Source organism: Arthrobacter sp. P2b, from assembly GCF_900168295.1.
Lineage (GTDB): Bacteria > Actinomycetota > Actinomycetes > Actinomycetales > Micrococcaceae > Arthrobacter.
Map to the genome: position 1 here is coordinate 12,595 of NZ_FVZL01000014.1, position 20,378 is coordinate 32,972.

The window sequence follows — 20,378 nt, forward strand, 5'->3', positions numbered from 1 at the left end:
CCTTACAGCAGCACGGCAGTGACAGCAAGGTCCTTGCCGGCATACTGCTCGGCGTCCTGGAGGATTTCGCAGATGACGCCGAACGTCCGGTCGCCCCGGAACGGAGCGGCAACCTGCCACAGGAGGGTGACCGGAGCGTTGCCGTTGTCAGTAATCGCGTCCGCGAAGTCGTGGAGTGAGTCGTTCAGGGCATCGAGGTTCACGCCGTAATGTTCGGGAAAGCTGAGGACCTCGCCAAAGGTTTCCAGGACTGCCCTCTTGCTGTCGGCCGGGGGGACAACCAGGCTTCGCCGTCCGGCATCGGCTACCTGCTCCTGCAGTTCTTCCAGGGTCCAGGTATCACCGGAGTAGATCTTCATGGTTGTGCTTAGCTGCCTTCCGCTATGAACGTGAACGACTCGTAATGGTCATCGGTGTAGTATTTTTCGCCGTTATCGCCGGCGACGATCCGTCGGGCGCCGCGGTCCGATTCTCCGGGCGTGGGCACGGTGTACTCCCGGTAGTACCCCCGGTCGCGCCGCGGCAGGATGCGCTCGAAGTTGCCGAAGACCTGGTCGTCCTGGCTGTACTGGTACGGGCCGCCGGCGCGGATGAGCTCAAGGATCCTGCGCCCTTCGGCCGGAAGTTCCGATTCCGGGATGGCGGGCAGACCGGACGGGTTGTTTGCCGCGGGTGCCGGGGCCGGCACGCCCGGCCCGGACGGCGAGGCGGCCCCCGGTGCTGCCGTCGCGCTGGACGTGGCGTCCGGCGTCGTACTTTCCGTCAGCTGGCCCAGCACGCCCGAGCCGCCGAAAGCCACCAACGCCAGCACCACGAGGGCAGCCAGCAGCAGGGGCAGCAGGGGGCGGTTGCGCATTCTGTTGTTCCTGCCTAGGTGCGGTAGATGCTGATGGAGTTGGCCTCGACGAGGTCCTTCTCCCCCGAAGCCACTATGCCGCCCTGCCGCAGCTCGTGCAGCGGCGAGGTGGTCAGCCGCAGTTCGAACATGCGCGGGGCGGTGCCTTCGGCAGTGACGCGGGGCAGGGTGATCTGGACGTCGGAGGTGCTTCCGTTCACCACCACCAGGCCGGCCAGGGAGCCGTCGTCGGTGCCGAGCAGGAGCTGCATCACGCGGTGCCGCGGGTCATTCCAGCGCTCCATGGACATGGGCCGGCCGTGCTGGTCGTACCAGTACAGGTAGGACTGTTCGTCGCGCACCGGGAAGTCGTGGGGCTGGGCAGCCAGGAACTCCTTGCGCAGCCGGATGTACCGCTTGGTGCTGCGCAGCATCTCGTGGGATTCCGGGGTCCGGGTCCAGTCCACCCAGGTGGTGGTGTTGTCCTGGCAGTAGGCGTTGTTGTTCCCCTGCTGGGTACGGGCCAGTTCGTCGCCGGCCGTGATCATGGGGACGCCGAGGGAAATCAGCAGCGACGCCATCATGTTGCGGCGGGACTGGGCGCGCTTGGCCAGGATGTCGCCGTCCTCGGTGGGGCCCTCCACGCCGTGGTTGTAACTGCGGTTGTCGCCGTGGCCGTCCCGGTTTTGCTCGCCGTTGTCCTCGTTGTGTTTCCGGTCAAAGGAGACGAGGTCGTTCAGGGTGAAACCGTCATGGGACGTGATGTAGTTGACCGAAGCCAGGCGCGAGCGGCCGGAGGGCTGGAAAAGTGCGGCGGAGCCGGACAGCGCGTCGGCCAGTTTTGCCACCGACCCGCCGTGGCCACCGGCTTCGAGGGCCGCTCGGTCCGCCAGCCAGAATGAGCGGACGGTGTCGCGGAAGTGGTCGTTCCAGTCCACCCAGCCGGTCGGGAAGCGTCCGGTCTGCCAGCCGCCGTAGCCCACGTCCCACGGCTCGGCAATGAGTTTTACGTCCGACAGGACCGGATCCGCGGCAATGGCAACCAGGAACGGGTGCCGGGGGTCGAACTCGTTGGCCCCGTTCCGGCACAGTGTTACGGCCAGGTCGAAGCGGAAGCCGTCGATATGGAATTCGTCCACCCAGTACCGCAGGGAGTCCAGGACCATCTGGACCACCCGGGGTTCGCCGAAGTTGAGGCTGTTTCCGCAGCCTGTGGTGTCCACATACTTGCCGTGGCCGTCGGTCCGGTAGTAGGTGTCCTCGCCCAGCCCGCGGAAGCTGACGGTCTTGCCGTCGGGCCCGCCCTCGGCGGTGTGGTTGTAGACGACGTCGAGGATGACTTCCAGCCCGGCTGCGTGGAGCAGCTTGACCATGCTTTTGAACTCGTCCTGCACGGCCTGCGGACCCGCGTGCTGCGAGGCACGGGTGGCGTAGGCCGGGTGGGGCGCGAAGAAGGCGGCGGTGTTGTACCCCCAGTAGTTGGTCAGCCCCAGGTCCTGCAGGTGCGGCTCATCGAGGTGGAAGTGCACCGGCAGCAGCTGTACGGACGTGACGCCCAGGCCCTTGAGGTGTTCAATGATGGCAGGATGGGCCATGCCGGCGTAGGTGCCGCGGAGCTCCTCGGGCACGTCCGGGTGGAGCATGGTCTGCCCGCGCACATGGGCCTCGTAGATGATGGTGTTGCGCCACTGCAGCCGCAGGCGCTCGTCACTGCCCCAGTCAAAGTCGCTGGCCATCCGGACGCTGGTCAGGAAGCCGTCCCGCTGGTCCACGGCGCGCCCGTAAGGGTCAAGCAGCAGCGGCTGGCCGGCGTCGTCCTCGTCAACATCCTTCGTGGGCACCGCAAGGGGCAGGGACTGCGACTGCTCCGGGGCCGCGGGGCGGAACCCGTACCGCGAGCCGTACGGCAGGTCCTCCACGATGCCGTGGTGGACGCCATGGGTGACGTTCGGCAGCGCCTGGACGCGCCAGTCCCCGCCGGGGGCGATATAGACGATTTCCAGGCTGGGAACACCGGGCGCATAGCAGGCAACGTTGGCGCGTCCCCCTGCCCGGTGGCGGGTCCCGCCGGAATCCGCGCGCGGAACGCTGACACCGAGGGGAACGGCCGTTGAGGCGTCCATGGTGGAAGCGGTGTCGAAAAGCGGCATGACCATCACCTAAATAGTAGCCGCCAGCAGCACGTGGGCAGCCCCGGCGTCACGATGGCGCCGGGGCAGGCCCGCGGGTGGCGGTGGTGGGAACTACTTGGTGGCGCGCTGGCGGGAGACCTCGTAGAGCGAGATGCCAACGGCCATGGAGGCATTAAGGGATTCCATGGCGGAGTCGATGGGAATGGAGACGATCTGGTCGCAGTTTTCACGGACCAGGCGGCTCAGGCCCTTCCCTTCGGAACCCACCACGATGCACACAGGTTCCGTGGCGAGCGTGAGGTCCGGCAGCGAGACGTCGCCGTCGCCGTCCAGGCCCAGGACGAAGATGCCCATGTTCTTGAACTGCTTGAGGGCGCTGTTGAGGTTGGAGGCGCGTGCCACGGGGACGCGGACAGCTGCGCCGGCACTGGTCTTCCAGGCCGATGCGGTGACGCCTACTGAGCGGCGCTCGGGGACGATGACGCCGTGGCCGCTGAAGGCGGACACTGAGCGGATGATGGCGCCGAGGTTGCGGGGATCGGTGATGCCGTCCAGGGCGACGAAGAGCGGCGCGTTGCCGATGTGCCCCTTCTTCCACTTGTCCACAGTCTCTTCGGCCAGGTCATAGGCGTCGGCGTAGTCGTACGGCGGGATCTGCAGGACCAGGCCCTGGTGCACGGCGTCATCGGTCATGCGGTCAAGCTCTGGCTTGCCGGTTTCCAGCAGCGGGATGCCGCGCTCAGCCGCGAGCTTCAGGGATTCCTTGACACGGTCGTCCATCTCGATCCGGATGGCGATGTGCAGTGCCTTGGCGGGGATGCCGGCGCGGAGCGCCTCCACCACGGAGTTACGGCCGGTGACGACTTCCTCGGTGGCGCGTCCCTTGGGCCCGGATTTTGCTGCGCCGGCGCTGCGGGCACCCGTGCCGCGCTTGGCGGCGGACCGCTCGGACAGCTGCTTGGCTTTGTGTGCCTTGTGGTAGGGGCGGTCCTCAGCCTTGGGCGTCGGGCCCTTGCCTTCGAGGGCCTTGCGGCCATGGCCACCGGTTCCGATGGTTGGGCCCTTCTTCGCTTTAACCGATCGGCGACCATTGTTGGCCATGTTGTTCCACCCTTAATTGTGTTGACTGAGTCTGCTTACCAGTCTACTGACCGAAGAAAAATCGGCCTTCCCGCGTCGCAAAGCACCCGCGGTGGTGGCCGCCAGTCGGGTCAACGGTGCGCAGTCAGTCACCAGGGCTCAGTCGCGCTTCAGGCTCCAGGTGGCACCGTCCGGACCGTCCTCGACCACGACGCCGGCCTCCTTCAGGGTGTCGCGGATGGCGTCCGACGCCGCCCAGTCCTTGTTGGCCCGCGCTTCGGCCCGGGCCGCCAGTTGCGCCTGGACCAGGACTTCCAGGGCGGCTGCCTCGCGGGCGTCACCCGCCGGACCGGATGCCACGTCATTCAGGCCGAGCACCGTGAGCATGTCGTGCACCTGGTGCAGGGCCTCCCTGGCGTCCTCCAGCCGTCCCTCGGTCAGCGCTGTATTGCCGGACCGGACGGTTTCGTGGAGCACGGCCAGGGCCTGCGGCACGTTCAGGTCATCGTCCATCGCGCGCTCGAACGGGCCCGGCACTTTCCCGTCGGTGACAAGGCCGTACGTTTCGCCGGCGGCCAGGGCACGGACGGCGCGGTTGATGAACCCTTCAACGCGTTCGACGGCGGCGGCGGCCTCCTGCAGCGACGTTGGCCGGTAGTCCAGCACTGAGCGGTAGTGTGCCTGGCCGAGGTAGTAGCGGACCACCCGCGGGGAGGCCAGTTCGAGCATCTCGGCAGGGCTGATGGTGTTGCCGATGGACTTGGACATCTTCTCGCCCTCGTAGGTCACCATGCCGTTGTGCATCCAGAAGTTGGCGAACGGGTGGCCTGCCGCCTGGGACTGCGCCATTTCGTTTTCGTGGTGCGGGAACCGCAGGTCCAGCCCGCCGCCATGGATGTCGAACTCCGTGCCGAGGTATTTGGTGACCATGGCCGAGCACTCAAGGTGCCACCCCGGACGCCCGGCACCCCACGGGGAAGCCCAGCTGGCGGTAGCCGGCTCGCCCTCCTTGGAACCCTTCCACAGGGCGAAGTCGCGGGGGTCCTTCTTCCCGCGGGGATCGGCGTCGGGGGCTGCCTGCATGTCGTCGATGTTCTGCCGGGTCAGGGCTCCGTACTTGCTCCAGGAGCGCACGTCGAAGTAGACGTCGCCTGAGTCATCGAGGGCGGGGTAGGCATGGCCCCGGTCGATCAGCTGCCGGATCAGGGTGTGCATTTCCGGGATGTGCCCGGTGGCGCGCGGTTCGTATGTGGGGCGTGAGACGCCCAGGGTGTCGTAGGCCTTGAGGAACTCCTGCTCAAAGCGGTACGCCAGCGCCCACCATTCCTCGGCTGCCACGTCACCGGGGCCGCCGCTGAAATCCGGGCTGAAGGACTCGGCCGACTTCGCCAGGATCTTGTCGTCGATGTCGGTGACGTTGCGGACCACCGTGACCCGGTGGCCGCGGTACTCCAGCCAGCGGGTCAGCTGGTCGAAGGCGATGGCGGAGCGGATGTGGCCCACGTGGGGCATGCCCTGCACCGTTGCCCCGCAGTAGTAGAGGCTGGCCCTTCCGGCGACGAGGGGGACGAAGTCGCGGACTTCGGCGGAGGCAGTGTCATAGAAGCGCAGGGTCACCGCTCCAGATTAGCCGATGGCGCCGGACGGCCGCGGATACACCAGGGCGGTGGCCACGGCAGAGATTCCCTCGCCGCGGCCCGTGAATCCCAGCCGGTCGCTGGTGGTGGCCGTGACGCTGACTGGAGCGTCTGCGGCGTCGCTGAGCACCTGCGACGATTCCTCGCGGCGGGGACCGAACTTGGGCCGGTTGCCGACGAACTGGACAGCCACGTTGCCGATTTCAAAGCCGGCGGCGCGGACGATCCGTGCAGCCTCGGCCAGCAGTGCCACCCCGGAGGCGCCGGCGAATTCGGGCCTGTCGGTTCCGAAGTGGGTGCCCAGGTCGCCGATTCCGGCGGCCGAGAACAGGGCATCGGCGGCGGCGTGGGCCACCGGGTCACCGTCCGAATGCCCGGCGAGGCCCCGCTCGCCCGGCCAGAGGAGTCCGCCCAGCCAGAGGGGGCGCGGGGCATCTTCCGGGGCATACGCATGGACGTCCACACCGATTCCGGTACGGGGAATGATCATCGTGTTGTTTTGCATGCCTATCCCTCCACCCACCGGGCGCCAAGCGGGCCTTCGAGCAGCCCCTCCGCCAGGATCAGGTCGAGGGGAGTGGTGATTTTGAGGGACTGGGTGGAGCCGCGCACTACGTGGACGGCCGTGCCGGTCATTTCAACCAGCATGGCGTCATCGGTGACGGCGGCCGCCTGCCGGGGTTCCAGGGTCCGGGCTGCCTGGTGGGCCCGCTGCAGCGTGCGGAAGCGGAAGCCTTGCGGCGTCTGCACCGCGCGCAGGTCCTCGCGGGGTGCGGTCCCGGTGACGACTTCGGGTGCCAGCACGCTGCCCTCACCCGTGGTGGCTGCGACGGTCTTGACCGTGTCCACCACAGGGATGGCGGGAATGACGGCTTCAGCACCCGCAGCGAGTGCGTCCACCACGCGGTGGAACACCGACTCCGGCGTCAGGGCGCGGGCGGCGTCATGCACCATGACCGCTTCGGTGCCTTCCATCAGGGCCTCCAGGCCCGCCCGGACGGAGTCCGCCCGGGTGGCACCGCCGTCGACGATGGTCAGCAGCGGACCGCCGTCGGCGAGTTCTTCCCGGAAGTCCTCGCACAGCCGGCGCAGGCCATCATCGCCTGCCGGCAGGGCAATGCAGACCTGGCTGCTGATTCCGGCCGCAACGATGCCGCGCAGGGCATGCATCAGGATGGGTTCGCCACCCAGCGGCACTGCAGCTTTGGGCATGCCGTAACCCAGCCTTTGCCCCGAACCTGCGGCCACCAGGATCACCGCGGTGACCAGGCGCTTAGCTGTTTCGCTCATGCGGACCAGCCTAACGTCCCGGTGGGCTGCCGTGCCGAACCAACCCAGGCCGGAAACCGGGAGGACTGGCACTCAGGCCCTGAGCCATTTTCAGGACGGCTGTTTCAGGGCAAAAAGAAGCCCCGGCCGCACTTGCGTGCCGCCGGGGTTCAATTCTTAGGAAGCCAGGACCTCGTCGAGAACGCTTGCTGCCTTCTCTTCGTCGGTCTTTTCAGCCAGCGCCAATTCTGAAATCAGAATCTGCCGGGCTTTGGCCAGCATTCGCTTCTCGCCTGCGGAAAGGCCCCGGTCGTGATCCCGGCGCCACAGGTCGCGAACGACCTCAGCCACCTTGATGACGTCACCGGAAGCAAGCTTCTCCAGATTTGCCTTGTACCTGCGTGACCAGTTGGTGGGCTCTTCGGTGAACTCGGCACGGAGCACATCAAACACGTGCTCCAGGCCTTCCTTGCCCACTACGTCCCGGACCCCAACAAGGTCAACGTTTTCTGCTGGAACTTCAATGGTCAGATCACCCTGAGCCACCTTGAGCTTGAGATACATTTTCTCTTCGCCCTTGATGGTGCGCATCTTGATTTCTTCAATCTTCGCAGCACCGTGGTGAGGGTAAACTACTGTCTCGCCGACCTCAAATACCATGTGGACATTTCCCCTTTCCCGCAGACCAGTTTATCACGATTCAGGCATATGACCGGCCGCGGAAAGGGCCCGGAACCGCGGAAATACGCGGAAAATGGGGCAAATCAACCCCCTTGGACCCCTTGACGGATGCGGATAATAGTGCATCGCCGGTGCGCTGCCAAGGGTGATATGACGGCGCCGAATCCTCGTTTAAGCGGCTTTGCGGATAGGCTATGGGCTGAATAATGTTTCAAGACTCTCGAGGAGTACGTGACGTGCGTTTCACTGCGATGACCCGGGCCCAGCGCGCCAAACTGGCACTGACGGCAGGCGCTCTCGGCGTCGGGCTGCTGGCGTCAGGTTGTTCGGCATCGAATTCCCAGCAGACAACTGCGGAGTACCAGCAGTCCGATGGCATCAACGCAGACCTCGGCCCGCTTGAGCTGCGCAACATGCTCATCGTCTCGGCGGGCGAGGACCAGCCGGGACGTGTGATCGGCGCCGTCTACAACTCCTCCTCCCAGGACGTGAAGCTGACGGTCAACGGCGCTGAAGGCTCGCAGACCGAGGTTCCGGTCAAGGCCAACGACTACACCCTGCTCAACGCGAGCTCGGACGAAGCCATGCTGAGCACCACCGGCGGCATCCCGGGCTCCCTCGTGGACGTGAAGATCACCGAGGACGGCACCAACGTCAGCAACACCGTCAAGGTTCCCGTCCTGGATGCCACGCTTCCGGAGTACAAGGAGTACCTGCCGGCCGGCAGCACGCAGTCCCCGTCGCCGACCCCCTCGCCGACGGCTTCCGAACTTGGCGGCGGCACCGGCCACTAGGCCGGCACAGCAAGCCGCAGACAAAAGGGAGGGGCCGGCGGCCCCTCCCTTTTGTTATGCCGTTGCGGCCGCTCCGCCTACGGCTCGAACTTGTACCCCAGCCCGCGCACCGTCACCAGGTACCGCGGCGCCGAGGGATCGGGTTCAATCTTGCCCCGGAGCCGCTTCACGTGGACATCCAGCGTCTTGGTGTCCCCCACATAATCCGAGCCCCAGACCCGGTCGATGAGCTGGCCGCGGGTCAGCACCCGGCCCGAGTTGCGCAGCAGCATTTCGAGGAGCTCGAATTCCTTGAGCGGAAGCAGCACCTGCTCCCCGTCCACGCTCACCACGTGCCGTTCGATATCCATGCGGACCGGCCCGGCCTGGACCGTGGAGGAAATCAGTTCCTCCGGCTCACCCTGGCGCCGCAGCACCGCCCGCACCCGGGCCACCAGTTCGCGGGAGGAATAAGGCTTCGTGACGTAGTCGTCGGCCCCGAGCTCCAGGCCCACCACCTTGTCGATTTCGGAGTCTTTGGCCGTCAGCATGATCACCGGCACGCTGGAACGCTGGCGGAGCTGCCGGCAGACCTCGGTACCGGAAAGTCCGGGCAGCTGCAGGTCCAGCAGCACCAGGTCCGCGCCGTTCCGGTCGAATTCGGTGATGGCGTCCAGGCCGTTGTCCACGACCTCCACCTCGAACCCCTCCTTGCCCAGCAAATAGGACAACGGATCGCTGAACGACTCCTCGTCCTCGACAATCAGAATCCTGCTCAAGCGCTAGCTCCTCGTTCTTTTGCGCCTGCGGCGCGGGGTACTTGGGTGACAGTTGGCTGGTCGGTGTGCTGCCCTGAGGGCCCGCGCACAGGGGCGGCAGCAGGCGGAAGTTCCTCGTCGCCGTCGTGCCCCTCCATCTCGGGAAGACGGAGGGTGAAAGTGGATCCCTGGCCCGGCTGGGACCACAGGGTCACCTCGCCGCCGTGGTTCGAGGCAACGTGCTTGACGATGCTCAGGCCCAGGCCCGTGCCGCCGGTGTGGCGGGAACGCGCGGAATCCACCCGGTAGAAGCGCTCGAAGACGCGTTCCTGGTCCTCGGCGCTGAGGCCCTCGCCCTGGTCGGTCACGGAAATCGACACCAGGCCCTCCTTGGCACGGACCCCGATGCCCACGCGCGTGTTGGCCGGGGAATACCTGATGGCGTTGTCGATCAGGTTGCGAAGGGCCGTCACCAGCAGGTCCTGGTCTCCGAAGACCTTGCCGTCGGTCCGGCCACCCACAACGATGGTGATGTTCTTGCTTTCCGCGGGCAGCTGCGACCGGTCAACGGCCTCGGCAATGACGGCGTTGATGTCCACCGGGCGGCCCTCCTGCGTGACGCTGGCGCCCTGCAGCCGGGAGAGTTCGATGATGTCCTGCACCAGCGCGGCGAGGCGGCCGGATTCCTTGTGCATGCGCTTGGCAAAGCGGCGGACGGCCAGTTCGTCGTCCGCCGAAGACTCCAGGGCTTCGGCGAGCAGCGAGATGGCACCCACGGGGGTCTTCAGTTCGTGTGAAACGTTGGCAACGAAGTCGTTGCGGATTTCCTCGGTGCGCGTGATCTCGGTGCGGTCGTCCGCGAGCAGGAGGATGTATTCCTCCCCGAGCATCGCTGCCCGCACCTGCACAATGATGGTCCCCTGCCCCAGCGGACCACGGGGCAGTTCAAGCTGCTTCTCAAGGATGACGCCGTCACGGCGGACCCCGGCCGTCATGTCCAGCAGTTCCTTATGGACCACCGTATGGCCTCGGACCAGGCCGTACGCGTAGGCGGCAGGACTCGCGCGGACCACACCGTCCACGGCGTCCACCACAACAAAGGCACGCCCAACGACGGCAAGCACCTCCGCGGCGCCGGCCGGCAGGGCCGGCTCCTCAGCGTCCACGTCCAGCAGCCGGCGCTGCTTCTCGCTGACCCGGTAGGCGAGCACGCCGAACGTGCCAAGCGCCAGGCCGACGAGGCCTGCGACCAGACCGATGAGCATAGGATCCACAGATCCACCTTATGCTCTTACAGGAGGCCTTCCGGCGCGTCAGGACCGCCTGCGGCGACGGTTCAACTAACGTTCACCTGCAAGGGCTTAACCGTTCACCGGGCGGTGGCAGAGTAGCGGGTTGGAGTGCCGAACGGCGACACGATTCCTGCTGCCCAGACACGGGCCGCAGGAGTTCCAAGGAAAGGACGCCTACGTGCGTAAGGTTTTTCAGGAAGAGCTCACCCATGTGGGTGACCAGTTGGTGGAGATCTCCCGCCTGGTCAGCGAAGCGATGGACAAAGCGACCACTTCCTTTGAAGTGGCGGACGTGGACCTCGCCCAGGACGTTATTGCCGCGGACGCGCGGATCGACTTCCTGCAGAACAGCCTGGACGAGCGGGCCATCGACATCCTGGCGCTGCAGGGCCCCGTTGCCAGCGACCTGCGCATGATCGTGGGCTCCCTGCGCATGAGTGCGTCGCTGGAGCGGATGGGCGACCTCGCCCGGCACATCGCGCAGCTGGCCCGCCTCCGGTTCCCGTCCACGGTCATTCCCGCCTCCATGACCGGCACGTTCAAGCGGATGGCCGAGCTGGACCAGATGATCGCTGACAAGCTGACCGTCCTGCTGGAAACCCGCGACCTTGAAGTGGCGAGGGACATCCTGAAAGCGAACAGCGACATTAACGATCTGCACCTGAGCGTCTTCAAGGCCATCGCCGCTCCCGAATGGGCCGAATCGCCTGCCACCACCGTGGATGTGGCCCTGGCCAGCCGCTACTTCGAGCGCTTCGCCGACCACGGCGTTTCCGTGGCCCAGAAGGTCACCTACCTGGTAACCGGCGCCTGGCAGCCGAACGCCAACGAACACAGCTAGCAGCAAACAGCGCAAACGACGGCGGGCCGGCCACCTTAGGTGGCCGGCCCGCCGTCGTCATAACGCGAAGTCTTACTTCTTGCCCTGGTTCGCGACGGCCAGGATGGCCTGTTCGGCAGCTTCGGGGTCAAGGTAGGTGCCGCCCCGCTTGATGGGCCCGAAGTTTTCGTCCAGGTCGTACACCAGCGGGATGCCGGTTGGGATGTTCAGGCCGGCGATGGCTTCGTCGCTGATGCCATCGAGGTGCTTGACCAGCGCGCGCAGCGAGTTGCCGTGGGCGGTGACCAGGACGGTCTTGCCGGCCTTGAGGTCTTCCTTGATGTCCGATTCCCAATACGGCAGCAGGCGGACCAGCACGTCCTTCAGGCACTCGGTCCGGGGAAGGGCATCCCCGAGCCCGGCGTAACGGGGATCGTGGGCCTGGGAAAACTCGGAGTTGTCATCCAGGGGCGGCGGCGGGGTGTCGTAGGAACGGCGCCATTCCATGAACTGCTCCTCGCCGTACTCCGCGAGCGTCTGTGCCTTGTCCTTGCCCTGGAGGGCGCCGTAGTGGCGTTCGTTCAGGCGCCAGTCACGCTTGACCGGGATCCAGCCGCGGTCGGCCTTGTCCAGCGAGATGTTGGCCGTGTTGATGGCCCGCTTCAGGAGGGAGGTGTAGAGCACGTCCGGAAGGATGTTGTTCTCCACCAGGAGCTCGCCGCCGCGTGCTGCTTCCTCGCGGCCCTGGTCGTTCAGGTCAACGTCCACCCAGCCGGTGAACAGGTTCTTGGCGTTCCATTCGCTGTGGCCGTGGCGCAGCAGAATCAGCTTGTAAGTCATGATTTTCATCCTAGCCGAGCGCCGTTGCCGCCCGCCCAGCGTTACAAAGCGAGGCCCGGTGGCTCCGCGGAAAAGCAACGCGGAGTCACTTAATGCCGCTTCCAGGCGGATTACAGGGCCGGGAGTGACCCCGCCCTGCAGGATAAGGTGGGGCGGTGGTGCAAAAGGCTGAACGGGTGACCGCCCCGCAGATCACCGGCCGGAACGCGGCCGGCAGGCAGGGCAGGCCGGTGGGCAACGTGACCCGCGGCACCACCAATCCCAACCGCATGCGCCGTCTTGACCGCTGGCTCACCGGGCCGCAGGCCTGGCGCCTCCGCTCCGCTGCCGACCCGCTGGTAGTGGACCTGGGGTACGGCGCCACCCCGGCCACCGCCGTCGAACTTTATGAGCGGCTGTCCGCCGTCCGCTCCGATGTCCGGGTCTGCGGCATCGAGATCGAACCGGAACGTGTACGTGCTGCCCTGCCCCTCCAGCGGCCTGGACTGAACTTCCTCGTGGGCGGCTTTGAACTTCCCGTGCCGGGCCATCCGGTCCTGGTGCGCGCGTTCAACGTGCTGCGGCAGTATGAGGAGGCGGACGTGGCGGGGATCTGGCGGCTGGTGCAGGACCGCCTGTCCGCTGACGGGCTGTTTATCGATGGCACCTGCGATGAAATCGGGCGGCGGGTGACGTGGGTGGCGCTCGACCGCAGCCGGCCCTTGTCGCTCAGCGTGTCCGTCCGGTTCGGGAGCTTCGAGCTGCCGTCCGAGGTGGCCGAACGGCTGCCGAAGGCGCTGATCCACCGCAACGTTCCCGGCGAGCCGGTCCACGCCCTGATGCAGGCGATGGACCGGGCGTGGCTGGAATCAGCACCCCTGGCGTCGTTTGGTAACAGGCAGCGCTGGCAGGCTATGTGCCAGGCGTTGCGCGACGCCGGCTGGCCGGTCCAGGACGGACCGGCGCGGTGGCGGCTCGGGGAGCTGACGGTGGGCTGGGAAGCAGTGGCGCCGCTGGCCTAAGTGGGCCGGTGGGGGCCCACGCCGGCAGGGTTCCCTGGGCGAGCTTGCGAGCCGAGGGAGCCGGTGGGGGGCCCACGCCGGCAGGGTTCCCTGGGCGAGCTTGCGAGCCGAGGGAGCCGGTGGGGATTACCAGGGGCCGTAGGGGCCCATGTTGCGGGTGCCGCCGCGTCCGGCGTCCTTCACGGCGGGCCGTACGTCGGCGAGGTACACGGACGCGGCGACTACCGCGGCCAGTCCAAAGAGCCCCAGCGTGCCGAAGAAACCGCCGCCGCTGCCGAACATTGAGATGACACCGACCAGGGCGGCTCCGCCGGTCAAGGCGAGCCAGAATGTCTTGGTCCTCTTGCCGGTTGCCTCGAAGGCATTGGCCCGGTGCCGGGCGCAGTCGGCCACGGCCCACAGCTCAAGGCCCAGTGCCACCAGGGCAAGGATAAAGAACACTGCCTGCTCAACAGGCCGAATAATCAGTTCACCGTCCACAAGCCAAGCCTAGCCTCCCAGCGTGTCCAGCGCCTGCTTCAGGTCCGCCCAGAGGTCTTCGACATTTTCGATGCCCACGCTCATGCGGACCAGGTTCTCCGGCACGCTGACGGGTTCCGCGGCATGCCGGCGCCTGCGTTCGATGAGGGACTCGACTCCGCCGAGGGAAGTTGCCGGGAGCCACAGCTCCAGGGCACGCACAAGCTTGTCCGCGGCGTCGGCACCGTCCAGGCCCGCGACCGGTGCAATGTGGACGCAGATAATTGACCCGAATCCGGTCATCTGTGCTTTGGCCCGTTCGTGTCCCGGATCGGCGGGAAGCCCCGGGAACCGGATGAAGTCGATGCGCGGATGCGTGCTGAGCCGTTCCGCCAGGATCATTGCGGACTGCTGCGACCGTTCCACCCGGAGTGCGAGCGTCCGCAGGCCCCGCAGTGCCAGCCATGCTTCGAAGGGACCGGCAATGGCGCCATGGATGGTCCGGTTGTGGAGCAGCGCGGAGCGCATGTCGGGGTTGGAGGTCACCAGGGCCCCGAGGACTACGTCGGAGTGGCCGGCAAGGTATTTGGTCACCGAGTGGAGGACGACGTCGGACCCCAGCGCCAGCGGCTGCTGCACCAACGGGGTGGAAAAGGTGTTGTCCGTGACCACGATGGCTCCGGCGGCATGGGCCGCGGCCGTCAGTGCCTTGACATCGGCGATGCCCAGCATGGGGTTGGTGGGGCTTTCCAGCCACAGCATGGCGGCAGGCCGGGCCCCGGGTCCGGCGGGTGCAAGGGCTTCCTTGACCGCGTCGGTGTCCGTGATGTCAACCGTCCGGAGTTCGATGAATCCCTTTTGCGCCAGTTCAGCAGCCATCACCAGGGTTCCCGAGTAGCTGTGCGTCGGCATGACCAGCACTCCCCCGGCGGGGATCAACGACAGGGCCGAACTGACAGCTGCAAGGCCCGAGGCGTAGAGGAGGCCCGGCAGTTCGGCGCCCTCCAGCTGGCCAAGCGCCTCTTCGAAAGGGTCCCAGGTGGGGTTGGAGTACCGCCCGTAGCCGCGGTCCCCCGGGCCCAGGGGGCCGGTACCGAAGTAGGTGGAGGAGAGGACGAGAGGCGGGTTGACCGGCTGGTCCCTTTCCCGCGGCGGACGTCCTGCCGCAACCACAACTGTCTCTGAAGACAGGGCAGCCGCCTGTTGTTCGGAAAGACTCATGGTGAAAGCGTACTTGTCCGGCGGACATGCCCCGGAAAGGCGTTAACGGGGCCACCCGGGCTGTCCACAGGCGCCCCGCCCGATCGGAGAAAGTCCATGGGGGTCGGTAGGCTTGTGGGGTGAACAAACAAGGGGCCGGACTTTTCATCGCGTTTGAAGGCGGCGATGGTGCCGGCAAGTCGACGCAGGCTGCCCGGCTTGCAGACGCCCTTGAATCCCGGGGACTGACAGTGCGGCGTACCCGCGAGCCGGGCGGGACGCCCATCGGCGAGAAGCTGCGTTCCCTGGTCCTTGACCATGGCCATGGCGAAATTGACGCCCACACTGAGGCACTGATCTTTGCGGCGTCCCGGGCTGCCCATGCCACCCAGGTGATCCGGCCGGCGCTGGAGCGCGGCGAGATTGTGCTGACGGACCGCTACATTGATTCCTCTGTGGCCTACCAGGGCGCCGGACGCGATCTGGGGAAGGACGCCGTCAGGGCCCTGAACGAGTGGGCCACCTCCGGCCTGCAGCCCCACCTCACCGTCCTGCTGGATGTTGACCCGGCAGTGGGACGGCAGCGCCGGACTGCCGGTGACGCCGCCGAGGACCGGCTGGAATCCGAGGCGGACGACTTCCACGGCCGGATCAGGGAAGCCTTCCTCGAGCTGGCCGGCAGCCGCCCCAGTTCCTACCTCGTGCTGCCCGCGCATCTGCCCGTCGGCGAGCTGGCCGCGGCGATCCTCGCGCGCGTGGATGCCCTGCTAGCCAACACCGAGGTGGCCCCCGTTGGCGCCGGCCCCTCCGCAAGCGACCACGGCGGCGGCACCCCATGACCGTGTGGGATGACCTCCAGGGCCAGTCCGCCGTCGTCGAGCAGCTGCGCCAGGCTTCCAGCGGCGAAGCCCTGACGCACGCCTGGCTGTTCACCGGCCCGCCGGGCTCCGGGCGCTCGAATGCCGCCAAGGCCTTTGCTGCGGCTTTGAACTGTGACCAGGAGGATGTGCGCCTGCGCGGCTGCGGCGAATGCCCGGCCTGCCTGACAATCCTGGGCGAAACCCACTCGGACGTGACCTTTGTCCGGACCGAAAAGGTCACCATCACCATCGACGAGGCACGTGAGCTGGTGGCCACTGCGGGGAACCGGCCCTCCGCAGGACGCTGGCGCATCATTGTGGTGGAAGACGCGGACCGGATGGCTGAGCGCACCACCAACGTTCTGCTCAAGGCAATCGAGGAGCCCACCCCGCGGACGGTATGGATGCTGTGCGCGCCCTCCCCCGCGGATGTGCTGGTCACCATCCGCTCACGCTGCCGCAGCGTGGCGTTGCGGCTGCCGCCGGCCGCTGATGTTGCCGCGCTCCTGGTGAAGCGCGACGGCGTGGACCCTGAGCTCGCGGAACGGGCCGCCCGCGCTGCGCAAAGCCACGTGGGGATCGCACGCCGGCTGGCCAGGGATGCGGCAGCGAGGGAACGCCGGCTGGAGACTGTGAGGTTCCCGCTCGGGCTCCGGGGCGTCACCGCTGCCGTCATGATGGCGGACAAGCTGGTGAAGATCGCCACCGCCGAAGCGAACAGCTCCAATGAAGAGCGCGACGCCGCCGAAAAAGCCGCGCTGCTGGCCACGCTCGGCGCCCCCGAGTCCGGCACCCTCCCGCCGGCCATGCGAAGCCAGCTGAAGCAGCTGGAGGACGACCAGAAGCGCCGGGCGAAGCGTTCCATCACGGATTCCCTGGACCGCACCCTGACGGACCTGCTGTCCTTTTACCGCGACGTGCTGATTATCCAGCTTGGGAATGCTGTGGAGCTGGTAAACGTTGAGTTGAGGAGTGAATTGGAGGAGTTTGCCAGCCGTTCCACTCCAGAAGCCACTCTTGCCCGGATGGACGCCATCAACAAAGCCCGCGAACGCATCACCACCACCAACGTTGCCCCGCTGTTGACCATTGAGTCCATGGCAGCCAGCCTGATCTAGCCCCCTTCCAAGGAGACCCGATGACTGCCCGCCCCCTGCCCGCACGCCACCGATCCCTCGTGGTCGGACTCCGTGCCGCCGGCGCCCTGGTTCTTGCCGTGGTGCTGGCCTCGTGCAGCCTCCTCAACGGCGGCGACCGCAACCAGGAGACGGCCACCGCCAAGGCTGATCCTTCCATCGTGGCCTCTGCCCCGTCCGGGCTGGAGCAGTTTTACTCGCAGGAAGTGGTGTGGGAGCCCTGCGAGAATGAGTTCCAGTGCGCCAAGGTGACCGTGCCCATGGATTACGAGGATCCCGAGGGCGCCTCGATCCAGATTGCCGCCTTGAGGGCTCCCAGCACCGGCCGGAAAACCGGGAGTCTGCTGGTGAATCCCGGCGGCCCCGGCGCCTCCGGTTACGACTTCGTCAAGGACGCGGCCGGCACCCACTTCTCGCAGACGGTCCGGGACGCCTACGACCTGGTGGGCTTCGACCCCCGCGGTGTTAAGCGCTCTTCTCCGGTGACCTGCCTGACCGATGCCGAACGGGACGCGGCACGGGCAAAGATCTACGATCTTGAAACGGATGCCGGCCTGGCGGTTGCCCGCGCGGACAACAAGGCGATCGCGGACCAGTGCGTCGCGCAGACCGGCGAGGTGCTGGCGCATATCGATACGCAGAGTGCCGCGAAGGACCTGGATATCCTCCGGGCAGTGGTCAACGACAAGAAGCTGAACTACCTGGGCTACTCCTACGGGACGTTCCTGGGTTCCACGTATGCTTCCCTTTTCCCGGACAACGTGGGACGCATGGTGCTCGATGGTGCCCTGGATCCTTCCATCAGCAACGAGGAGCTGACCAGCGGCCAGGCCCGGGCCTTTGAGAAGGCCATCCGCGCGTATGTTGCGAGCTGCCAGCAGCAGGAGGGGTGCCCGTTGAGCGGGGACGTCGACTCCGGCGTGCAGCAGATCCGCGACCTTATCGCCGCTGTGCAGCAGACGCCGCGCACGGCCAAGGACGGCAGGACCGTCAACGCCACGATGTTCGTCAGCGGACTCATCACCCCGCTCTACAACGACCAGAGCTGGCCGGCCCTGACCCAGGCCCTGGACGCGGCAATGACCGGGGACGTCAGCCTGATGCTGCGCCTGGCCGACCTCGGTGCCGACCGGTCGTCCAACGGCACTTACTCGTCCAATTCGACCTTCGCCTTTAACGCGATCAACTGCCTGGACTACCCCATGGAGTCCGACCCCGCCGCGATGCGGGCGGAGCAGCAGCGCCTGATGCAGGAATCGCCCACACTGGGGTACTTTTTCGCGTACGGCGGCACCAGCTGCTCCGACTGGCCCTACAAGAACGTCCGGACCCCGGCACCGGTGGAGTACACCGGCGATTCCCCGATCGTGGTCATCGGCACCACCGGCGATCCCGCCACCCCCGTCGAATGGGCCGCGTCGCTGCGGAAGCAGCTCGGAAATGCCACGCTGATGACGTGGGAAGGTGAAGGCCATACCGCCTACGGACGGTCCAACAGCTGCATCGAGGATCCGGTGGACAGGTACCTGGTGAGCGGCGAAGTGCCGGCCGACAACACGGTGTGCTGAACGCCTCAGCTGCTGGAGGGCGTCCCATTTTGACCCGGGCGCCGGGACTCTATTACAGTTGACTCTTGCATGAAGCGCCCGGTTTTCCCGGGGATTTTATGCGGCGCTTCCTTAGCTCAGTCGGTAGAGCGTTTCACTCGTAATGAAAAGGTCATCAGTTCGATTCTGATAGGAAGCTCGGGATAAACCCCCTATTGCCCCTAGTTTTAGGGCTTTGGGGGGTTTTTCGCTGGTTAAGCGGCGGTCATTGGCCGAGGGCAGGGCTTCAGGTGTGCCGCCGGTTCCCAAAGCCATCAGAATCCCTACCGGTACCGTCCTCACCCTTTGCCCTGCACAGTCGTAGGCTACTGAGTAGGCCGAATACCTCCTGGCCGGCCTCGGGTCCCGAAGGGAACGACGAGTGGACAGTACTGCTGGTACCTGGTTCTTGAGTGGCGCTGAGCGGGAACATGCAGCCACTAACGTGCACGCCGGCGGGTCCGGCTCACCGGCCTGGTCGGAGGGAAACCTCGTTGGGCCCCTGATTCACGGCGCCACCTACTTCGCCCGACTGCATGAGGAGTTGTCGGCCCTTCAAGCGGGAGACCGTGTGTGGTTCACCGACTGGCGCGGCGATGGCGACGAGCGGCTGACGCCGGACGGGCCGGCGATCGGTGAGTTGCTGGCGGGATTAGCGCGGGCGGGGGTGGAGGTGCGGGGCTTGGTCTGGAGGTCCCACGGGGAGCGTGTGTCCGCCCCCATGAGCAACCTGTCCAACGAGCACCTCAGCCGCCAGATCAATGACGCCGGCGGCGAGGTGCTGCTGGATCAGCGGGTGCGCCTCTTCGGCTGCCACCACCAGAAACTCTTCGTCATCCGCAACCGCAACGACCCTTCGCGGGACGTCGCGTTCGTGGGCGGAATCGACCTTTCCCACAGCCGCCGGGACGACGCCGACCACGGCGGAGACCCACAGGCGGTAGACATGGATCCCCGGTACGGGAAACAGCCTCCGTGGCACGATGCCGCCCTCGAACTGCACGGCCCGGTTGTGGCAGATGTGCTGCAGCTGTTCGCGGAACGGTGGGATGACCCCCATCCCCTGGACCGGCGCACACCCTACAGGATGCTGCTGCAGCGCCTGGCCGATATGCCCCGGCACCCCGAACCCCTGCCGGAGACTGCCCCGCCGCCACCGCCGGCCGGCCCCCACGCCGTGCAGTTGCTGCGCACCTACGGCGTGAAGCATCCGCCTTTCCCGTTCGCACCTGGTGGCGAGCGAAGCGTTGCCCTGGCCTACACAAAGGCTTTCTCCCTGGCCCGCTCCCTGATCTACATCGAGGACCAGTACCTGTGGTCGGCAGAGGTGGCAGCCGGCATCGCCTCGGCCCTGGAACGGAACCCCGGGTTGACGGTGATCGCCGTCGTGCCCCGCTACCCGGACTCCGACGGTCCGCTCGGAGGGCCTCCCAAGCGGCTGGGGCAACTGCACGCGATCGAAACGATAAGCCGCGCTGCGCCGGACCGATTCGGCGTGTTCAATCTGGAAAACAGAGCCGGAACCGCAATCTATATCCATGCCAAAATCTGCATCATCGACGACACCTGGTTCACTTGCGGATCGGACAACTTCAACCGCCGGTCCTGGACCACCGACAGTGAGCTCACCTGCGCCGTCATCGACACCTCTGCCCCTGGCCGGGATGCGCCCGCCACAGGCGCGGACCCCGGCGCTTCCCGGCCGCTGGCCTACGCGCTCCGGCGCCAGCTCTGGGCTGAACACCTTGGCCTGGACCAGAACGACCCGCAGCTCCACGCCCCGGAGGATGGGCTCGAACTGTGGAACGCCGCCGCGGACGCCCTTGACGGTTGGCACGAAGCCGGCCGCCGCCAGCCCCGTCCCAACGGGCATGTGCGGCACCACACCACCAAACCCGTGCCGCGACTTCAGCGTCTCTGGGCGGAGCCTGCAAACCGCTTCTTCGTGGACCCGGACGGGCGCCCCCGCCGGCTGCGCGGCACCACCCGGTTCTAGTGGCTGCTAGGCTACGCGGGCGG

General features: G+C 66.6%; 20 protein-coding genes and 1 tRNA gene. 8 read left to right on the forward strand and 13 right to left on the reverse strand.

All coding sequences use genetic code 11. The features are described from left to right. Nucleotides 1-2: 2 nt before the first annotated feature. From B5520_RS17045 to B5520_RS17080, 8 genes are all read right to left on the reverse strand, one after another. Nucleotides 3-359 carry a barstar family protein gene (locus B5520_RS17045; RefSeq protein ID WP_079598273.1) on the reverse strand — a complete coding sequence of 119 codons (357 nt, stop codon included), beginning with the start codon at nt 357-359 and terminating at the stop codon, nt 3-5. A gap of 8 nt (nt 360-367) precedes the next feature. Next, nucleotides 368-856, reverse strand: coding sequence for a ribonuclease domain-containing protein (locus B5520_RS17050; protein WP_079598274.1), 489 nt, complete (start codon nt 854-856; stop codon nt 368-370). Nucleotides 857-870: 14 nt separating this feature from the next. Further along, entirely contained in the window at nt 871-2,991 is a 2,121-nt protein-coding gene (glgX, locus tag B5520_RS17055) for a glycogen debranching protein GlgX (RefSeq protein ID WP_079598275.1), read from the reverse strand. Between the two features lie 87 nt (nt 2,992-3,078). After that, nucleotides 3,079-4,068 (reverse strand): 23S rRNA (guanosine(2251)-2'-O)-methyltransferase RlmB, encoded by a 990-nt coding sequence (gene rlmB / locus B5520_RS17060; RefSeq protein WP_079598276.1) that lies wholly within the window; start codon nt 4,066-4,068, stop codon nt 3,079-3,081. Between the two features lie 138 nt (nt 4,069-4,206). Further along, the gene (cysS, locus tag B5520_RS17065; RefSeq protein ID WP_079598277.1) at nt 4,207-5,664 is read right to left on the reverse strand and encodes a cysteine--tRNA ligase; all 1,458 of its coding nucleotides are present in this window, start codon (nt 5,662-5,664) and stop codon (nt 4,207-4,209) included. A gap of 9 nt (nt 5,665-5,673) precedes the next feature. After that, nucleotides 5,674-6,174 carry a 2-C-methyl-D-erythritol 2,4-cyclodiphosphate synthase gene (gene ispF, locus B5520_RS17070; protein WP_104443625.1) on the reverse strand — a complete coding sequence of 167 codons (501 nt, stop codon included), beginning with the start codon at nt 6,172-6,174 and terminating at the stop codon, nt 5,674-5,676. Between the two features lie 17 nt (nt 6,175-6,191). Next, nucleotides 6,192-6,974: a 2-C-methyl-D-erythritol 4-phosphate cytidylyltransferase gene (gene ispD, locus B5520_RS17075; RefSeq protein WP_079598336.1), complete on the reverse strand. Its 783-nt coding sequence runs from the start codon at nt 6,972-6,974 to the stop codon at nt 6,192-6,194. A 156-nt stretch (nt 6,975-7,130) separates the two neighbouring features. Then, on the reverse strand, nt 7,131-7,613 hold the full coding sequence (locus tag B5520_RS17080; RefSeq protein ID WP_011690592.1) for a CarD family transcriptional regulator: 483 nt from the start codon (nt 7,611-7,613) through the stop codon (nt 7,131-7,133). A gap of 257 nt (nt 7,614-7,870) precedes the next feature. Between B5520_RS17080 and B5520_RS17085 the strand changes: the two genes are divergently transcribed. Then, a complete protein-coding gene (locus tag B5520_RS17085; protein ID WP_254865614.1) occupies nt 7,871-8,428 on the forward strand; it encodes a hypothetical protein in 558 nt (185 codons plus the stop codon). 77 nt (nt 8,429-8,505) lie between these two features. Here B5520_RS17085 and B5520_RS17090 read toward each other — a convergent pair whose 3' ends face one another. Both B5520_RS17090 and B5520_RS17095 read right to left on the reverse strand, forming a co-directional pair. Continuing rightward, nucleotides 8,506-9,186 carry a response regulator transcription factor gene (locus B5520_RS17090; RefSeq protein WP_079598280.1) on the reverse strand — a complete coding sequence of 227 codons (681 nt, stop codon included), beginning with the start codon at nt 9,184-9,186 and terminating at the stop codon, nt 8,506-8,508. After that, entirely contained in the window at nt 9,183-10,430 is a 1,248-nt protein-coding gene (locus B5520_RS17095; protein WP_079598281.1) for a sensor histidine kinase, read from the reverse strand. Before B5520_RS17095 ends, B5520_RS17090 begins: the two co-directional genes overlap by 4 nt. A 205-nt stretch (nt 10,431-10,635) precedes the next feature. Here B5520_RS17095 and phoU point away from each other — a divergent pair, with 205 nt between their 5' ends. Further along, a complete protein-coding gene (gene phoU, locus B5520_RS17100; protein ID WP_079598282.1) occupies nt 10,636-11,298 on the forward strand; it encodes a phosphate signaling complex protein PhoU in 663 nt (220 codons plus the stop codon). Nucleotides 11,299-11,370: 72 nt separating this feature from the next. Here the strand turns inward: phoU and B5520_RS17105 are convergent, their stop codons facing one another. Continuing rightward, nucleotides 11,371-12,117, reverse strand: a complete 747-nt coding sequence (locus tag B5520_RS17105; RefSeq protein WP_079598283.1) for a phosphoglyceromutase — start codon at nt 12,115-12,117, stop codon at nt 11,371-11,373. A 176-nt stretch (nt 12,118-12,293) separates the two neighbouring features. On the opposite strand from B5520_RS17105, the gene B5520_RS17110 reads away from it, so the two are divergent. Then, a complete protein-coding gene (locus B5520_RS17110) occupies nt 12,294-13,118 on the forward strand; it encodes a class I SAM-dependent methyltransferase (protein WP_254865615.1) in 825 nt (274 codons plus the stop codon). Nucleotides 13,119-13,244: 126 nt separating this feature from the next. On the opposite strand, the gene B5520_RS17115 is transcribed toward B5520_RS17110, so the two are convergent. Together B5520_RS17115 and B5520_RS17120 are read right to left on the reverse strand one after the other, a co-directional pair. Continuing rightward, nucleotides 13,245-13,598 (reverse strand): DUF2516 family protein, encoded by a 354-nt coding sequence (locus tag B5520_RS17115; RefSeq protein WP_079598284.1) that lies wholly within the window; start codon nt 13,596-13,598, stop codon nt 13,245-13,247. Between the two features lie 9 nt (nt 13,599-13,607). Then, the gene (locus B5520_RS17120; protein WP_079598285.1) at nt 13,608-14,798 is read right to left on the reverse strand and encodes a trans-sulfuration enzyme family protein; all 1,191 of its coding nucleotides are present in this window, start codon (nt 14,796-14,798) and stop codon (nt 13,608-13,610) included. Between the two features lie 119 nt (nt 14,799-14,917). On the opposite strand from B5520_RS17120, the gene tmk reads away from it, so the two are divergent. The 5 genes from tmk (at nt 14,918) to B5520_RS17145 (ending at nt 20,355) form a co-directional block, all read left to right on the forward strand. Further along, the gene (tmk, locus tag B5520_RS17125) at nt 14,918-15,616 is read left to right on the forward strand and encodes a dTMP kinase (protein ID WP_079598286.1); all 699 of its coding nucleotides are present in this window, start codon (nt 14,918-14,920) and stop codon (nt 15,614-15,616) included. Next, the gene (locus tag B5520_RS17130) at nt 15,613-16,755 is read left to right on the forward strand and encodes a DNA polymerase III subunit delta' (protein ID WP_079598287.1); all 1,143 of its coding nucleotides are present in this window, start codon (nt 15,613-15,615) and stop codon (nt 16,753-16,755) included. Before tmk ends, B5520_RS17130 begins: the two co-directional genes overlap by 4 nt. A 20-nt stretch (nt 16,756-16,775) precedes the next feature. Continuing rightward, a complete protein-coding gene (locus tag B5520_RS17135; protein ID WP_079598288.1) occupies nt 16,776-18,341 on the forward strand; it encodes an alpha/beta hydrolase in 1,566 nt (521 codons plus the stop codon). A gap of 105 nt (nt 18,342-18,446) precedes the next feature. Next, nucleotides 18,447-18,519 (forward strand) — tRNA-Thr (locus B5520_RS17140). Nucleotides 18,520-18,741: 222 nt separating this feature from the next. Beyond that, nucleotides 18,742-20,355: a phospholipase D family protein gene (locus tag B5520_RS17145; protein WP_079598289.1), complete on the forward strand. Its 1,614-nt coding sequence runs from the start codon at nt 18,742-18,744 to the stop codon at nt 20,353-20,355. Nucleotides 20,356-20,378 lie beyond the last annotated feature (23 nt).

Excerpts from the sequence above, each read along its gene's own strand:
- B5520_RS17080 (WP_011690592.1), bottom strand. The coding sequence starts at position 7,613 with ATGGTATTTGAGGTCGGCGAGACAGTAGTTTACCCTCACCACGGTGCT.
- B5520_RS17045 (WP_079598273.1), bottom strand. The coding sequence starts at position 359 with ATGAAGATCTACTCCGGTGATACCTGGACCCTGGAAGAACTGCAGGAG.
- ispD (WP_079598336.1), bottom strand. The coding sequence starts at position 6,974 with ATGAGCGAAACAGCTAAGCGCCTGGTCACCGCGGTGATCCTGGTGGCC.
- glgX (WP_079598275.1), bottom strand. The coding sequence starts at position 2,991 with ATGGTCATGCCGCTTTTCGACACCGCTTCCACCATGGACGCCTCAACG.
- B5520_RS17135 (WP_079598288.1), top strand. The coding sequence starts at position 16,776 with ATGACTGCCCGCCCCCTGCCCGCACGCCACCGATCCCTCGTGGTCGGA.
- B5520_RS17120 (WP_079598285.1), bottom strand. The coding sequence starts at position 14,798 with ATGAGTCTTTCCGAACAACAGGCGGCTGCCCTGTCTTCAGAGACAGTT.
- B5520_RS17105 (WP_079598283.1), bottom strand. The coding sequence starts at position 12,117 with ATGACTTACAAGCTGATTCTGCTGCGCCACGGCCACAGCGAATGGAAC.
- B5520_RS17095 (WP_079598281.1), bottom strand. The coding sequence starts at position 10,430 with ATGCTCATCGGTCTGGTCGCAGGCCTCGTCGGCCTGGCGCTTGGCACG.
- ispF (WP_104443625.1), bottom strand. The coding sequence starts at position 6,174 with ATGATCATTCCCCGTACCGGAATCGGTGTGGACGTCCATGCGTATGCC.
- B5520_RS17050 (WP_079598274.1), bottom strand. The coding sequence starts at position 856 with ATGCGCAACCGCCCCCTGCTGCCCCTGCTGCTGGCTGCCCTCGTGGTG.
- B5520_RS17130 (WP_079598287.1), top strand. The coding sequence starts at position 15,613 with ATGACCGTGTGGGATGACCTCCAGGGCCAGTCCGCCGTCGTCGAGCAG.
- rlmB (WP_079598276.1), bottom strand. The coding sequence starts at position 4,068 with ATGGCCAACAATGGTCGCCGATCGGTTAAAGCGAAGAAGGGCCCAACC.